The following is a 15,745-nucleotide window of genomic DNA, read 5'->3' on the forward strand; positions in this document are numbered from 1 at the left end:
ACCCTTAATAGTCTTTATAACAATATCTACGTATAGCTTTGGCTGAGTAATTTATGCACTATAAAACATCAAACATTTCTAACAACATCGACGAAGAATCGATTCCTGATGACTGCATTAGTAATCTAACCGTAGATAATATTGTATTTGCTATTCATGAAGGTAAGTTAAAGGTGTTGCTGGTTAAATATAACCGCGGCCTTGCAACAAGCCAGTGGGGTTTAATTGGTCATTGGGTTCGAAAGAATGAAAACCTAGATTCAGCCGCACTTCGTGTCGTTAAAAGTACAACCGGTGTTGAAAACCTGTATTTAGATCAGTTAGGTGCATTTGGTAACGTAGACCGCTACCCAGCTAGACGTATTATTACTATTGTTTATTATTCGCTCGTTCGCTTTGAAGAAACCAACCTTGTGAGTGGCGACAATGCTTTAGAATGTGAATGGTTTGATGTAAATAGTGTACCGGCTTTAATGTTTGACCACGCCGATATTTTAAAAAGCGGCTTAGATTACTTACGCTATAAAGTAAGGCACGAGCCGATTGGTTTTAGCTTACTTCCAGAAAAATTTACCCTGCTTGAGCTACAAGGAATTTACGAGTCGATTTTAAATAAATCACTCGATAAGCCTAACTTTAGACGTAAGTTTCAAAAAATGAACTTATTGATAAACTGCAAAGAAAAACAAACCAATGTGGCACACAGAGCCGCAACTTTGTACCGTTTTGACATAAACGTGTACGAAAAACTAAGAGAGTTTGGTTTTACGTTTGAGTTTTAAATATTCAAAAACATTATTGGATTAAAGTTTGGTCTTTAAGGCCAAACAGCATATTGCTAATATATATGTGATACCTTTAATTCGTTTGCATTATTAATATAAACTAATCAAAAAGGAGCTTTTTACTTGAAACTTACGCCGCCCTAGGCAACCACTCCCCTTTTTCATCAGCACGTTACGTGCAACCTTAATCGCCATCTGCGCGAGAATCACTATTATTTAAATAAAATACTCCCCTATACTGTGGGAAACTAACTAATTAGGTTACTTACATGTTTGATCACGTAAAAAGAGATTGGCTCTCTAATGTTCGTGGCGATGTGCTTGCTGGTATTGTTGTGGCGCTTGCCCTAATACCTGAAGCTATTGCCTTTTCTATTATTGCCGGTGTTGATCCAAAAGTGGGTTTGTACGCCTCATTTTGTATCGCCGTTATTATTGCCTTTGTAGGCGGACGCCCAGGCATGATATCGGCGGCTACCGGTGCAATGGCACTGTTAATGGTGACGCTAGTTAAAGATCATGGTCTGGAATACTTACTTGTTGCCACCTTGCTTACCGGCGTAATACAAATATTTGCAGGCTTTTTAAAGCTCGGTGAGTTAATGCGATTTGTATCGCGCTCTGTTGTTACTGGGTTTGTAAACGCACTGGCTATTTTAATATTTATGGCGCAGTTACCTGAGCTTACCAATGTTACTTGGCATGTTTATGCGATGACCGCAGCGGGTTTGGGTATTATTTACTTATTTCCGTATATTCCAACTATTGGTAAAATTATTCCCTCCCCTCTGGTCTGTATTGTTGTTATTACCTTACTTGCACTGTTTTTAGGGCTTGATATAAGAACCGTTGGCGACATGGGTGAACTGCCAGACACCCTACCTATATTTTTATGGCCCGATGTACCGCTAACGTTCGAAACGCTGCAAATTGTTTTACCATATTCAATTGGTCTTGCGGTTGTAGGCTTACTTGAATCAATGATGACCGCCACTATTGTTGATGACTTAACTGATACAACGAGCGATCGTAATAAAGAATGTAAAGGCCAAGGTATTGCTAATATTGGCGCAGGTTTATTTGGTGGTATGGCGGGTTGCGCCATGATTGGGCAATCAATCATTAATGTTAAGTCGGGCGGTCGCGGACGATTATCGACCTTTATAGCCGGTTCATTTTTAATCATTATGGTGGTGTTTTTAGATGAATGGTTGCGTTTAATTCCTATGGCAGCATTAGTTGCAGTAATGATTATGGTATCGATAGGTACGTTTTCGTGGGCATCTGTTAAAGATTTAAAAAAGAATCCGATGTCGTCAAATATAGTAATGGTTTCTACGGTTATTGTGGTTGTTGCCACGCATAACCTAGCCATTGGTGTTTTAGTTGGCGTGTTGTTAGCAACGTTGTTTTTTGCGAACAAAATTGGTCGTTTTATGGTTGTTAAAACTCAGCACAATAAAAGCAGCGATCAAATAACTTATGAAGTAGTAGGCCAAGTATTTTTTGCCTCAGCGGAGCAATTTATTGCATCTTTCGATTTTAAAAATGCGGTTTCTAACGTAGTAATTGATTTAACCCATGCCCATTTTTGGGATATTACCGGTGTGTCGTCACTCGATAAGGTCGTTATTAAATTTAGACGTGAAGGTGTAAAGGTAAGCATTACTGGTATGAATAGCGCAACTGAAACCGTAATCGATAAATTTGGTGTACACAACAACCCTGAAGAAGTCGAAAAGCTACTTGGCGGACATTAAGGAGAATGTAATGACTAAAATAATTACTTATGTAGATGGCTCATCCATTACTAAAAATGTAACCGAAGCCGCTATATGGGCTTCAAAAAAGCTAAATAAACCAATTAGCTTTGTACATACAATTGAAAAAACGCAACAAACTAATATCGGCGACTACTCGGGGAACATTGGGCTTGGCTCGCAATCAACATTGCTTGATGAGATGGTTAAACTTGACGAGCAGCGCGGTAAAGTAAATTTAAAAATGGCTGACGAATTATTACGTTCTGTAAGTGAGCATGCTAAATCGGCAGGTATTACTAATTTTGAATTAATAAAACGTCACGGTAACTTACTCAACACCGTTATAGACTTAAAAGACGACACACGCCTTATTGTTATTGGGCAAAATGGTGCGGGACATAGTAATAGTTTTGCAGTGCTGGGCTCACACATAGAAACCTTAGTACGCAATGCTACTCAGCCTATATTGCTTATTCCTGAAACATTTAAACAACCTAAATCATTTATGATTGCGTATGATGGCCGCGAAACAGCCGACAAAGCACTGCAACAAGTGATTGATGGCGGATTGCTACATGGCTTACATTGTCATTTGGTGAGTATCAAAAATAACGAAAAAGACCTCGAAGAAAAGTTTATTAATGCGCAGCATAAACTTCTCAGTATGGGGTTTGAAGTGTCAGCAAGCTTTTTAGAAGGCAATATTTTTGACTCGCTAATGCAATACAAAGAGCAAAATAATGTAGAGTTAATTGTAATGGGTGCGTTTGGGCACTCTAAACTAAGGCAGTTTTTTGTAGGTAGTAACACCATTAAAATGCTCGAAAACAGCGATGTGCCAGTGGTTATTTTAAAGTAAGGACCATTTTTAAATAAGGATTGGTTTTAAATAAGTTTTAGAATCCCATACAAAAAGCCTAAAATCACTTAATTGATTTTAGGCTTTTTGTTTTTGGCTTAGGTTGGGTTTTAGTTTTAGTTTTAGTTTTAGTTTTAAATTTAAAGTAAGGTTTAGAGTGGCTTTACTTTTTAGTTTCAAACTTTTCAAATAAAAACTGAATAAACGACGTAACCTTTTGCGCTACAAACTTTCTATGCGGATAAATAGCAAATAAACCAAACTCAAAAGTTTTATAGTCCCCCATAACCTGCAAAAGCTTGCCCGATGTAATATCGTCTCTCACCACTATTTCAGGAATTAAACCAATACCACCACCCGCTACAACCACCTCTTTTACAGCTTGTGGATTATTAACTGCTACTCGCGAGTTTACATTTGCCGTTAATGCCTCGCCACTAGGTGAAACTAGAGGCCAATGGCGACCTATTTTAAAGTTGCTATCAATCACCGTGGCGTGTTGTTCAAGCTCGTCAACACTCGCTGGTGCACCAAAACGCTGAATATAATCGGCTGATGCACATAAAATTAAAGGGTAACTGGTAATTTGCCGCGCAATTAAATTAGAGTCAGACACACTGCCAATTCTAATTGCTAAATCAACCCCCTCTTCAAGCAAATCAATTGTTTTGTCTGAAAGCACTAAATCAATACTTAAATCAGGGTATCGGCTCAGTAACTCAGGCATTAACGGCGCAAGGTTTGATTCGCCAAACGACACCGGCGCACTCACCCGAAGCTTGCCGCTGGCAAGCGCTGTTTGACCCGATAAGTTATCGAGCATTTCGCTATAGCTTTCAATTACCGGCACTACGCTTGCGTAATAACTTTGCCCCGCCTCGGTAATCGAGATTCTGCGCGTGGAACGATTAAATAATCTAACCCCTAAGTCTTGCTCTACAATGCCCACATATTTACTAACCAGCGCCTTTGAAAGCCCTAGTCTGTCTCCTGCGGCTGTAAAAGAGCCTGTTTCAACAACCGCGATGATTGTTTTAATGCCAATAATAGTATCCATGATTGTCAATATAGCATTGACATTTATTCCTTACTAGCTCGGTTTTTCAAAACTCATAATAGTGAAAGAATAGCGTTATTAAAAATCACTATTCAAAATTAAAAAACAGGACAAACCATGAGTAACTTAACGCTATATCGTTTTACTTTATCTGGTCATTCACATCGTGCAGAGCTATTTACATCGCTTTTAAAGCTTGATGTAAATATGGTTGATGTGGCACTGCAAGACGGCGCACAAAAGCACGATGACTTTCTAAAAATGAATATTTTTGGACAAGTACCGGTGCTTAAAAACAACGACGACATTATTAACGATTCAAACGCTATTTTAGTGTACTTAGCACAAAAATTTGATGCTAACAGAACCTGGTACCCTGAAGATGTTACTGTTCAAGCGCACATTCAGCGCTGGTTGAGTGTTGCTGCAGGACTTGTGGCTTCAGGTCCGTGTTCGGCGCGTTTAGTTACTGTATTTGGCGCAGAGCTTGATCATCAAAACGCGATAAACATTGCCCACACATTATTTAAAACAATGGATGCGTACTTGCAAAACCGCGAATACTTAGTCGGTACTCAGCCAACCATTGCCGACATTGCCAACTTTTCGTACATAGCACACGCACCAGAGGGCGGCGTATCGCTTGAGCAATACCCAAATATTTTAAGATGGTTAAGCAACATTCGCAAACTTGATGGTTTTATAGCAATGCCTGAAACAAAAGCAGGTTTACTGGCTTAGTTTTAAGTTTTTAATATTGTTTTATAAGAGGCTATTAAGCCTCTTTTTTTGTGCTTGATTAAGTGGGGTCTGAAGTTTAGTGTAAGTGAATAGGCCGATATTTTGACTGGCAGACAACTATTAATTCAATTAGTTGATACAAATCTATGCGAATAATACTGTGAGAAATTTCATGTGAAAATAAGGGGAATTCTTTTTGATAGAGCAGTTAGAAGATATCTAAAATTTGGCGGTAGGAATAAATATGAGGGAACACTCAGACCTTCGCGAAATGTATGGCGGTATCACAATGCCTGAAACAAAAATAGGTTTACTTGCCCAGTGATAAAAGCTTACTACTGTTTTAAAAGAAGTCATCGTGCTTTTTTTTATAAGTTTCAAATGTACTATTTACATGTTTAAAAACTTAGAGATTATTTCATAAGCTCATTTTTTAATTAATTTTCGCTGTTAGAGTTATTCTACAACCTTGCCATGTTCTCTTTCATAATATAGATGTATACTCAACTTAATACGTTATCAAAAGGTGATTGTGATGAATAAAAAAGTAGAAGCTTACGGCGTTTCCGCAGTTGCTAGACCTAAGATTAAAGCAACTAAGATTTTAGATTTATCTGGGGAATCAGGTAAGCAAATTGTAAAATCTGAAGCTAAACTAGCTATAAGAACACACAGAAAAACATTTACTAAATTGGCTCATATGTAATGGAAATAATTTGCTTTCCATTTGAAAGGGTTATTGAAATTAATGCTTTTATTTTAGAAAGTGAACCCGGTATGAAAGGTGCTGTCGACATTCCTAAATTACAGGGCGCCCTAGGGCGAATAGATAATGCAATTATCTACGATGGATTGGATGATGTATTTGAAATAGCAGCTAAATATACAGCAAGTATAGCTATAGCTCATGCATTATCTGACGCAAATAAACGAACAGGGCTAGTTGTTGGTCTAGAGTATTTGTCATTAAATGAATACGAATTAACTAGCGATAACGATTTAATAGCTGATGCTGTAAAAGATTTAGTTATCGGTGAAATTAGTGAAAATGATTTTGCTGATGTATTGTATGCACAGTATTTCCAAGAAAACCCTACCAATAAAAATACATAATCGGATAGCTAAATAGTCATTAACTAAAACAGTATTAATTCCATTTTGGGCTTCGCGAGTTTTTACACCTCAAGTGCAATTTTAACCTACAGCTCTAAATCAAGCGCCTCAACGCCTTTAGCCGGTACGGCGCAGCAAATTAGCGCCTGCCCTGCCTCTACTGGGTAGCTTACGTTATCTCGATAAACCACAGCGCCAGTATTTATTTTTACAGCGCAACTGCCGCAGCTGCCGTTTCGACAGCCAAATTCAGGCTCTAAACCATGCGCTTCAGCTACATTAAGTATAGTGTTGTCGCCTTTATTCCAGCGTTGCTCAAAGCCCGATTTACTAAATTTAATTACGGTGTTGTCAGCCTCTTCAACGCTAATGTCTTTGCTTTTATTAGGCGCTTCGTTTGTGTTAAGTACTTTGCGCTTAATACTGGAGGGTCCAAATGCTTCCGCAAATATGTTTTTGTCCTGCACACCGAGTAATAACAGCTCGTTATATACATGCTGCATAAATGCTTGCGGTCCACATAAAAAGAACTCGTAATCATCAAGTGGTAAATAATACCTAAACACATCCGCATTTATGCGCCCTTTTAAATCAAAGCCCTCGTCTTTTAAATTAAAGCCATTGCCTTGTTTTTCATCAAGCTCAGGCTGCGATAAAAGTGAGTAGTAATCAATTGCGCCGCCACTCGTATCTGCAAGTGTTTTTAGCTCGTCGTAAAAAGCACGCTGCTGGGTGTTTTTAGCACTATGAAAAATATGCAAAGGGCGTGTATAGCGGGTTCTTAACCCTTCATTGGCAATATGTTTAGCCATTGAGATCATCGGTGTAATACCTATTCCGCCACCAATTAATACCGCAGGTTTAGCGCTTGCTGGGTCAATAAAAAACTGCCCTTGTGGGTATTTAGCTAAAATAACGTCGCCTACTTTTACGTTATTATGAAAGTAGTTAGACACCTCACCACTGAGCTCTTTTTTAATCGATAACCGATAAAATAGCTCATGAGGGCTCGATGACACGGTGTAGGTTCTAATAACAGGTTTGCTCTTACTGTTATTACTACTATTTTTACTTGGTATTTGTACGGTTAAGTGCTGCCCAGCTTTAAACGGTAACAAGGTTGTATTGTTATGCCCTTCTAAATAAAAGGAAGTAATTACATCACTTTCTTTCGTCATTTTGGTTACTTTCAAAGGCTGCCAAGTATGTTTTAGTTTTTCGGCTTGTTTGTTTTTATCAGCCTCAAGCCACGTGCCCGTCATTTTAGTGTTAGGGGAATAAGCATCAAATTTAGCACTAAACGGAAGTAAGTTTTTAAGCCACATTCCTTTAGTGAGGGTAAATTTCCAGCCTCGGTCTGCGCCAATAAAGCCTTCAAGCTCTGGGTGCCCGTCCCATAAAACTTCAACGCTGCCGGTAAGCATTAATACATTACCCGTGTCAAAATCAGGAAATAACAAACCTGCTTTTGGGTTTAATAAAAAGTTACCCAAGGTATTAAAAAAATTGTTACCTGCGTAATCAGGAATCGTTAATGTGTTGCCTTCGCGCTTTATAAAGCCCGGCAACCCACCACGGTGAGAAACATCAACACCTTCAATTTTTGGGTTGTTTTTAGCGGTTATAAAGCTTGAAACAAAAAATGTATCGGTGGTGTCAATTAACGCAACTGCTGCGTTATCAAGTGTATTAAATTCAACTTTTTGCAGTGCATTACTTTTAAGTAAAGGGTCTGTGTTGAACACTAAATCGCGCGTTTGAATATACTGCGGGCAATTTCCAAAGGATTGATCAACATTAAAACTCACTTTATTATCACTAATTACCTCACTTACGCGCACGTTTAAACGGTTACGCCTTCGTGTACTTAGTTCAATACCTAATAAACCAATTGGCGAGCCTGCAATCTTTAACGTGTTATGTAAGGGGTCGTTTTTATCAACCGCATGGGTCATTAATAACGATGTGGGTGTGGGTGAGCTTAAAAAGCCAGGCATACCTGAAACAATAGATACCCACACATCAGCGTTTTCATCAACACTGCCTGCAACCACAAATGGTAACTGCTCAAAAAAGGCTTGATGCTGCTCTGGCATAAATGAGCGCACAGCACGTTTGCCAAATGTTGCCATTATTTCTCGTTTACCGAGTTTGTCTTGTATTGCCAGCTCGCCTTCATGAAAAGGTGAAGCATCTATTGAGTTTGTGTTTATCATTTTGCTCGTAATTCGTGTGCATATTTCATGGGTTAAATTTAACGCAATACACAATGAATGATAATGGGTGTTTTATTGACTGATAATGCACAAAACAATGACAATACTTGCACCCTCTTAGTGCCAGGCGCGCACCAATATATAACAAAATAGGTTTTATCCTCACTCTAAAAATACATTAAATACTATTTAAACAATAACTTAAAAAACTGGCTGTGTTTTTGCAAACATTCTATTAACAAGCCCGTTTTACTTACGGCAAAAATTTAGGTTGTGAGCACAATAGCTATTAGCAACCATCGGCAAAGAAGCCCGCACACAGTTATGCATAATGCGTATTTGTGGCGGGCTTTTTTGTTATTTATATTTAAACCGTCACTTTAAGGAATGCCCTATGCAAACCTCGCAAAAAATACTCATTATTGGTAATGGTATGGTTGGACACCACTTTGTTGAGCAAATGCGCCAAAGCGATGCCAACGCAGACATTACTGTACTTTGCGGAGAAGCGAATCTTGCATACGATCGCGTGTACTTATCAAGTGTATTTGATGGCAAAACCGCCGCCGATTTAGCACTTACCACTCACGACAACTACAAACAACTTAATATTAATGTGCATACCAGCCAGTGGGTTGAAGGCATTGATAGATCAGCAAAAATAGTGACCACATTAACCGGTGAGCAATACCCATACGACAAACTTATATTGGCAACAGGCTCATTTCCGTTTGTGCCGCCTATAAAAGGTAACGACCAACCTCATTGTTTGGTGTATCGCACATTAGAAGATTTAGAACAAATAAAAGCCAGTGCCTCTGTAAGTAAAAGCGGTGTTGTTATTGGCGGTGGTTTGTTGGGGCTTGAAGCTGCAAATGCCATTAAGCAACTGGGGCTTGATACCCACGTAGTTGAGTTTGCACCGCAGCTTATGGCTGTTCAACTCGACGGGCAAGGCGGTACGCTACTAAAAAATAAAATAGAAAAACTTGGCGTAACGGTACACACATCAAAAGCAACCAGCGAAATAGTAAAAGGCGAAACGAGTCGCTTTAGATTAAATTTTTCGGATGAGACATTTTTAGAAACAGACCTAATTTTGTTCTCTGCCGGTATTCGCCCGTATGATCAGCTAGGTAAAATTGCTGATTTAGAACTCGGTGAACGCGGCGGTATTATTATTAATAACCAATGCCAAACGTCAGATCCTGATATTTTAGCCATTGGTGAATGTGCCCTTTGGGACAAAAAATTATTTGGTTTAGTTGCACCGGGTTACAACATGGCGCGCGTTGCAGCGAGCCAGTTAAGTGGTGGCGAGCTTGAGTTTTTAGGTGCTGATATGAGTACTAAACTTAAGTTATTAGGCGTAGAAGTAGGCTCAATTGGCGACGCTCACGCAAAGACGCCAGACTGTAAAGAACTTATATATCAAGATGCTATTCGCGGCTGTTATAAAAAAATCATACTAAGTGAAAAAGGCGATAAATTACTGGGCGCTGTACTTGTTGGCGATACCAGCGATTACGATACTTTATTACAGTACATGCTTAACGACATGGACTTACCAGAAAACCCTGAGTGTTTAATTTTACCAGACAGCGGCGGCGCGCCGTCGTTATCGGGCAGTGCCCTACCCGACACCGCCACTATTTGTTCGTGTCACAATGTGAGTAAAGGCGACATTGTAGGTGCAATTGATGGCGGCTCATGCGATTTAGCCTCGGTAAAATCATGCACTAAAGCAGCAAGCGGCTGTGGTGGTTGTGCGGCATTATTAAAATCAGTTGTTGATAACGAATTAGCAAGTCGTGGAGTTGAAGTAAACAACCATGTATGTGAGCACTTTGCGTATTCACGCCAAGAACTACTGCACATGGTAAAAGTAGAAAGCATTAAAAGCTTTGATGACTTACTAACTAAACACGGTAGCGGTCATGGCTGTGAAATATGTAAACCTGCCATTGCCTCTATTTTAGCTTCAACATGGAACGACTTCATTTTAGAGCCCGCTCATGTTGGCTTACAAGACACTAACGATACGTACCTAGCAAATATGCAAAAAGATGGCTCGTACTCTGTGGTACCGCGTATTGCGGGTGGCGAAATAACGCCCGACAAACTCATTGTAATTGGACAAGTAGCCAAAGACTTTAACCTGTACTGCAAAGTAACTGGCGGTCAACGTATTGATTTATTTGGTGCGCGCTTAGAAGAGCTTCCTGTTATTTGGGAGCGACTTATAGAAGCCGGATTTGAGACCGGTCATGCCTATGGTAAGTCACTCAGAACCGTTAAATCGTGTGTGGGTAGTACGTGGTGTCGTTATGGCGTGCAAGACAGCGTTGGACACGCAATTGAAATTGAAAACCGCTACAAAGGGTTACGTGCACCGCATAAATTTAAAATGGCGGTATCGGGTTGTACCCGCGAATGCGCCGAAGCACAAAGTAAAGATATTGGCATTATAGCCACCGAAAACGGCTGGAACTTTTACGTGTGTGGTAATGGCGGTATGCGCCCTCGCCATGCTGATTTATTTGCGACCGATTTAGACACACCAACACTGATTAAATACATTGACCGCGTAATTATGTTTTACATTAAAACGGCTGACAAATTACAGCGTACATCGGTATGGATGGAAAATCTTGAAGGCGGTTTAGACTACCTTAAAAGCGTAGTTATTGACGACAGCTTAGGTATTTGCGACGAGTTAGAAGCGCAAATGGAATTAATTACACAAACCTATGCGTGTGAGTGGAAAAAAGCCATTGAAAGCCCAGATGCTGCCAAACGATTCCGCCAGTTTGTTAATAGCCCCGAAACCGACGACAACATTTTATTTGTGCAAGAGCGTAACCAAATTCGCCCTGCTACAGAAGCCGAAAAACGTGAGCAACGTAATACACAAAACCGTATTCCAGTAATGGAAGTTGAAGAGGAGCAAGCTGATGTCTTGGCATAATATTGGAACAATCGACAACCTAGTGGCTAATAGCGGCGTATGTGCATTAGTTAATAATCAGCAAGTGGCTATTTTTTACATTCCACAAAATCCAACGGCTGTGTTTGCTATTAGTAACTACGACCCAATTGGCAAAGCTAATGTATTATCACGTGGCATTATTGGCTCAATCGACAATAAATTAGTTGTCGCATCGCCTTTATATAAGCAACACTTTTGCTTAGAAACAGGCGAATGTTTAGAAGCAGAAGCAATACACTTACCGGTTTTTAATGCAAAAATTGAAGACGGCATTGTATTTATAAGCGCTGCGCCAAAAGTTACAACAGCTGTGGCTTAGGGGTATATTATGAGTGTATTGTCTTATTTTTCGGGTATTGAAAGCGTGTGGCTAAATAAGCTTGTTACTAAGCTAACAAGCTCAAATGATCGCAGTGCTAAAAGCGGCAACGTTTATATAATTGGTGCGGGCCCAGGAGACGCAGAGCTAATTACGGTAAAAGCACAGCGTTTAATTAATGCAGCCGATGTTGTTTTATACGACTGGTTAGTAAGCGATGATTTATTAAAAACGCTTCCTAAAAAAGCGCAACGTGTATTTGTAGGTAAACGTGCTGGCAAGCATTCAATGACCCAAGCTAACATTTGCGAACTACTGGTTAAATACGCACAACAAGGCTTAAACGTAGTGCGTTTAAAAGGCGGCGATCCGAGTATATTTGCACGTATTAACGAAGAAGCCGATGCGCTAACTAAGCATAATATTAATTTTGCGATTGTCCCGGGTGTAACAACGGCTTGTGCTACTTCTGCTTATACAGGTATTCCGCTAACAGCACGCGATGTAGCGCGTAGTGTTACATTTTTAACGGCGCAGTTTGCCGATCCTAACAAGCAACCTCATTGGCAAAATTACGCGTTTATGCCTGGAAACAACAACCCTACTTTAGTGGTTTATATGGGGCTTTCGCGCTTACAAGCGCTAAGCAACGGTTTGCAATCAGTGTGCTGGCCAAGTAATACACCCATTGCACTAATAGAAAATGCCACTACCACTAAGCAAAAAGTAATTACCAGTACGCTTGAGCATGTTGTAAATGAGCATGCTAAACACAACCTTCAAGGCCCTACCCTAATTATGATTGGCGAAGTAATAAATCATAAAATGGCTATCAGCCCAGAGTTACTAAACAGTATTAATGTTAACGCAAGATAGATAATGAATAATGCACTTTTCGCGCTTACTACCTCCCCAGGAGTAGGCGCTTTTTTTGTTTTTAATTTGGGTTCAAGTTGTGTGCAATAACATGTTTAAATGCACCAAATAAGTTAAAAGTAATGGCAATTTAAATTATAGAAATACAGTGATAAACAAAAATTACACTTTAAGCAATTGTATTAGCTTGATTTTAAATTCAATGATGAAATTTATTAATGATTGGAACAGTGGTTGCACTTTAAAAACAAAAAAGTGTGGAATAATACCAATGGCGACAAGCAATCCTCTCACAAAACAGTTTTTATTAGCGGCTAAATATCAAGAAATACATGCCCTAAAGCAATTACAAAACAGTTGTGCCTCGCTTACTAAATTAGGCGATTTTGTACACCAGTTACAAAAAGAGCGCGCGATGAGTAATATATTTTTGGCCTCAAATCGCGAGCGATTCAAAAGCCAATTACAAGAGCAGATCCCTTTAAGCAACAGCGCACAAACTGATTTTTATGATTCACTTAAGCAAACATTTATAAACGACAACGCCGATACTGGCCATACTCGGTTATTTAATTTAATTACGTATAGCTTGCAAGCACTCGACGCATTACCCGTCTTGCGAAACCAAATAGCACAACAAAATATTAGTGCAGTGCATGCTACTCAGTCATTCACTCAGTTAATTGCTAGTTTACTCAATATTATTTTAGAGGCGGCCGATGGCGCAAGCGATCCCAAAATAACGCGCTTATTAGTCGCATTTTTTAATTTTATGCAAGGTAAAGAATACGCAGGACAAGAGCGAGCATGTGGTGCTCAAGCATTTGCAGCGAGTAAATTTACCACAGAGCAAAAACAACAACTCGCGCATTTTGTACAAGAGCAAAACCACAGTTTTGACTTTTTTAATGAATACGCCGATGCGCACCTTTTAAAATGTTTTGGCACACTAACAACACATCAGGTTAATAATCAGGTAGAGCAACTGAGAAGTTTACTGCAAAAGCTCGATGACGAGAACGCTCAACCGCTCTCACAACTGAGCGAAGTATGGTACGAGGTAACCACTACGCGCATAGATATAATGCATAAAATTGAACAAAATATAGCAGATCAGTTAATTGATACCGCAGCAATGCAAATAGCCTGTGCTCAACGTAGCTTAAATACAAATAAGCAGGTACTTAACAATATGGCAGAGCAACACATAGCCCCAACTTTTGGGCAATTAGCTATTAAGCAACCAGAGCCAGAAGTAAGCCAAAACATTGCGGCCGATAAGCTCAATAGTAATAAAAGTATGTACGATTTAATTATCGAGCAAAGCCAACATATTAAACAAATAAACCAAGCGTTACTTGATGCCAAAAAAGTTATTAGTGAACAAAAAGTTATTCACCAAGCCAAGTACATACTTATTGAACAATTAAAACTCACTGAAGAGCAAGCCCATAAACAGCTACAAAAACAAGCGATGGATACGCATAAAACCTTATTTAGCGTAGCGCAAATAATTATACAAATGAGCGATTAAATATGCTCTTTTTATTAGGGCGTGTTGGTGTTTAGTAAGAACACTACCCTACATAATACTTATTTGTCCAGTTACAGACTTCACGCCCAGACTGAATTTTGCCTTATTTAAATATAGATTTATAACCTACTAACTATAATAAGGTAAGGCTCTAATTTGGCGTTAATTTTTAAAGTATAATTATTCAACACATTCAAAATAATCAACTACAATAAGTTAATCATTTGTTGCATCTCATTTTAATGAGGCATATTTATTTAATACTGTTGTAGGAGTTTGAATGCCCAATGTAGAGAGTTATATAGAAGGTGTATCATTAATAGATGAGCAGCAATTAACTACCTCTCTTGATAATGACATTCAAACAAGCTTAGAAAGCATTGCTGAGCTTGTTTTAAACATTTTTGATACTACCGCACTCTCTATTGTTGCTAACCTGCCTCAACGTATCATTGAGCTATATAAATTCGGTTCAAAAATAACAGTAGCTAAAGAACAACTACCTAATGACGTTTTTAGTGAATCGATTATCGAGTCTAATCCTAAAATATTCAGAGTTATATCGCCTATCATTTTGCCTTCAGGCCTTAAGTTTGGATGGTTTATATTTGACCGAGCAAGTGATTCACTACTTACAGAAAAAGAGCAATCAATCTTAAATAGTTTACAAAAAAACTTTGTAAACCAGTTAATCCAACGTAAAAAACAATTAGATAAAATAAACAGTTCTAAGTTTCACTCAACAATTTTTGAGCAAAACAAAGAAGACGAAATTGAAAAAGATCGCCTACTCAAAAAATTACAAAAAGTGAGTGATGAACTTGATGAATTTACCAGTATTGCTTCTCACGATCTAAAGTCACCATTAAATGCTATAAAGCGTTTATTAGAGTGGATTTATGATGACTGTAAAGATTTACTCCCTCAAGAGCACCTCGAAAACTTTCAGCTTGTGCTCAGCCGGGCTAATAGAATGCAAGTACTACTAGAGGATTTACTAAGCTACTCAAGAATAAATAGCTGTGATTCAACGCGTGCAAACATATCTTTAGAAAGTATTTACCAAGATGTAGAACAAATTTTAGAAGTTCCACAGACTGTCACTGTTGATATACATGCCAACAACGAAGTACTCGATATACCGCTAATCCCTTTTAAAACTGTTTTTCAAAACCTTATTAGTAATGCAATAAAGCATAACAATAAAGAGCACCCGGTTATCGACATTTCACTTATCCCCTCTAATCAATATTACATTATTGAAATAAAAGATAATGGCCCTGGAATTGACCCTAAATATTTTTCAATCATATTTAAGTTATTTCAAACATTACAATCTCGAGATGACGTTGAAGGTAGCGGCATTGGACTCTGCATTGCCAATAAGCTCATTATTAATTACAGGGGAAAAATTGAAGTAGCCTCCGATGGAAAGCTTGGCAGTACATTCACTATTTATTGGCCAAAATTTTAACTATGAAATTATCAATTAT

The 15,745-nt window shown here is 38.8% G+C and carries 13 protein-coding genes; 11 read left to right on the plus strand and 2 right to left on the minus strand.

Translation table 11 applies throughout. The features are described from left to right. The first annotated feature begins 53 nt into the window (after positions 1-53). The 3 genes from WNY98_RS08815 (at position 54) to WNY98_RS08825 (ending at position 3,407) form a co-directional block, all read left to right on the plus strand. Complete coding sequence (locus WNY98_RS08815; protein WP_096793274.1) at positions 54-782, plus strand: NUDIX domain-containing protein; 729 nt, start codon at positions 54-56, stop codon at positions 780-782. 272 nt (positions 783-1,054) lie between these two features. Beyond that, entirely contained in the window at positions 1,055-2,545 is a 1,491-nt protein-coding gene (locus WNY98_RS08820; protein ID WP_342877669.1) for a SulP family inorganic anion transporter, read from the plus strand. Between the two features lie 10 nt (positions 2,546-2,555). Beyond that, complete coding sequence (locus WNY98_RS08825; RefSeq protein ID WP_342877670.1) at positions 2,556-3,407, plus strand: universal stress protein; 852 nt, start codon at positions 2,556-2,558, stop codon at positions 3,405-3,407. 163 nt (positions 3,408-3,570) lie between these two features. On the opposite strand, the gene WNY98_RS08830 is transcribed toward WNY98_RS08825, so the two are convergent. After that, a complete protein-coding gene (locus WNY98_RS08830) occupies positions 3,571-4,464 on the minus strand; it encodes a LysR family transcriptional regulator (RefSeq protein ID WP_342877671.1) in 894 nt (297 codons plus the stop codon). 117 nt (positions 4,465-4,581) lie between these two features. On the opposite strand from WNY98_RS08830, the gene WNY98_RS08835 reads away from it, so the two are divergent. From WNY98_RS08835 to WNY98_RS08845, 3 genes are all read left to right on the plus strand, one after another. Beyond that, a complete protein-coding gene (locus WNY98_RS08835; RefSeq protein ID WP_197102322.1) occupies positions 4,582-5,205 on the plus strand; it encodes a glutathione S-transferase in 624 nt (207 codons plus the stop codon). A 535-nt stretch (positions 5,206-5,740) separates the two neighbouring features. Next, positions 5,741-5,911 carry a hypothetical protein gene (locus tag WNY98_RS08840; protein ID WP_007375222.1) on the plus strand — a complete coding sequence of 57 codons (171 nt, stop codon included), beginning with the start codon at positions 5,741-5,743 and terminating at the stop codon, positions 5,909-5,911. After that, positions 5,911-6,318 (plus strand): type II toxin-antitoxin system death-on-curing family toxin, encoded by a 408-nt coding sequence (locus tag WNY98_RS08845; protein WP_342877672.1) that lies wholly within the window; start codon positions 5,911-5,913, stop codon positions 6,316-6,318. Before WNY98_RS08840 ends, WNY98_RS08845 begins: the two co-directional genes overlap by 1 nt. An 86-nt stretch (positions 6,319-6,404) precedes the next feature. On the opposite strand, the gene WNY98_RS08850 is transcribed toward WNY98_RS08845, so the two are convergent. Beyond that, positions 6,405-8,534 (minus strand): pyridoxamine 5'-phosphate oxidase family protein, encoded by a 2,130-nt coding sequence (locus tag WNY98_RS08850; protein WP_342877673.1) that lies wholly within the window; start codon positions 8,532-8,534, stop codon positions 6,405-6,407. A gap of 394 nt (positions 8,535-8,928) precedes the next feature. Between WNY98_RS08850 and nirB the strand changes: the two genes are divergently transcribed. The 5 genes from nirB (at position 8,929) to WNY98_RS08875 (ending at position 15,726) form a co-directional block, all read left to right on the plus strand. Further along, entirely contained in the window at positions 8,929-11,502 is a 2,574-nt protein-coding gene (gene nirB / locus WNY98_RS08855; RefSeq protein WP_342877674.1) for a nitrite reductase large subunit NirB, read from the plus strand. After that, a complete protein-coding gene (gene nirD, locus WNY98_RS08860; protein ID WP_342877675.1) occupies positions 11,489-11,842 on the plus strand; it encodes a nitrite reductase small subunit NirD in 354 nt (117 codons plus the stop codon). The genes nirB and nirD overlap by 14 nt, the downstream gene beginning before the upstream one ends. 9 nt (positions 11,843-11,851) lie before the next feature. Next, complete coding sequence (gene cobA / locus WNY98_RS08865) at positions 11,852-12,718, plus strand: uroporphyrinogen-III C-methyltransferase (RefSeq protein WP_342877676.1); 867 nt, start codon at positions 11,852-11,854, stop codon at positions 12,716-12,718. A 271-nt stretch (positions 12,719-12,989) separates the two neighbouring features. Beyond that, positions 12,990-14,252, plus strand: a complete 1,263-nt coding sequence (locus WNY98_RS08870) for a nitrate- and nitrite sensing domain-containing protein (RefSeq protein ID WP_342877677.1) — start codon at positions 12,990-12,992, stop codon at positions 14,250-14,252. A 280-nt stretch (positions 14,253-14,532) separates the two neighbouring features. Then, positions 14,533-15,726 carry an ATP-binding protein gene (locus tag WNY98_RS08875; protein WP_342877678.1) on the plus strand — a complete coding sequence of 398 codons (1,194 nt, stop codon included), beginning with the start codon at positions 14,533-14,535 and terminating at the stop codon, positions 15,724-15,726. The last annotated feature ends 19 nt before the right edge of the window (positions 15,727-15,745 follow it).

This window comes from Pseudoalteromonas sp. AS71, assembly GCF_038900275.1.
Lineage (GTDB): Bacteria > Pseudomonadota > Gammaproteobacteria > Enterobacterales > Alteromonadaceae > Pseudoalteromonas.

Excerpts from the sequence above, each read along its gene's own strand:
- WNY98_RS08850 (WP_342877673.1), bottom strand. The coding sequence starts at position 8,534 with ATGATAAACACAAACTCAATAGATGCTTCACCTTTTCATGAAGGCGAG.
- WNY98_RS08825 (WP_342877670.1), top strand. The coding sequence starts at position 2,556 with ATGACTAAAATAATTACTTATGTAGATGGCTCATCCATTACTAAAAAT.
- WNY98_RS08835 (WP_197102322.1), top strand. The coding sequence starts at position 4,582 with ATGAGTAACTTAACGCTATATCGTTTTACTTTATCTGGTCATTCACAT.
- WNY98_RS08820 (WP_342877669.1), top strand. The coding sequence starts at position 1,055 with ATGTTTGATCACGTAAAAAGAGATTGGCTCTCTAATGTTCGTGGCGAT.
- WNY98_RS08875 (WP_342877678.1), top strand. The coding sequence starts at position 14,533 with ATGCCCAATGTAGAGAGTTATATAGAAGGTGTATCATTAATAGATGAG.
- cobA (WP_342877676.1), top strand. The coding sequence starts at position 11,852 with ATGAGTGTATTGTCTTATTTTTCGGGTATTGAAAGCGTGTGGCTAAAT.
- nirB (WP_342877674.1), top strand. The coding sequence starts at position 8,929 with ATGCAAACCTCGCAAAAAATACTCATTATTGGTAATGGTATGGTTGGA.
- WNY98_RS08870 (WP_342877677.1), top strand. The coding sequence starts at position 12,990 with ATGGCGACAAGCAATCCTCTCACAAAACAGTTTTTATTAGCGGCTAAA.
- WNY98_RS08815 (WP_096793274.1), top strand. The coding sequence starts at position 54 with ATGCACTATAAAACATCAAACATTTCTAACAACATCGACGAAGAATCG.
- nirD (WP_342877675.1), top strand. The coding sequence starts at position 11,489 with ATGTCTTGGCATAATATTGGAACAATCGACAACCTAGTGGCTAATAGC.
- WNY98_RS08840 (WP_007375222.1), top strand. The coding sequence starts at position 5,741 with ATGAATAAAAAAGTAGAAGCTTACGGCGTTTCCGCAGTTGCTAGACCT.
- WNY98_RS08830 (WP_342877671.1), bottom strand. The coding sequence starts at position 4,464 with ATGGATACTATTATTGGCATTAAAACAATCATCGCGGTTGTTGAAACA.
- WNY98_RS08845 (WP_342877672.1), top strand. The coding sequence starts at position 5,911 with ATGGAAATAATTTGCTTTCCATTTGAAAGGGTTATTGAAATTAATGCT.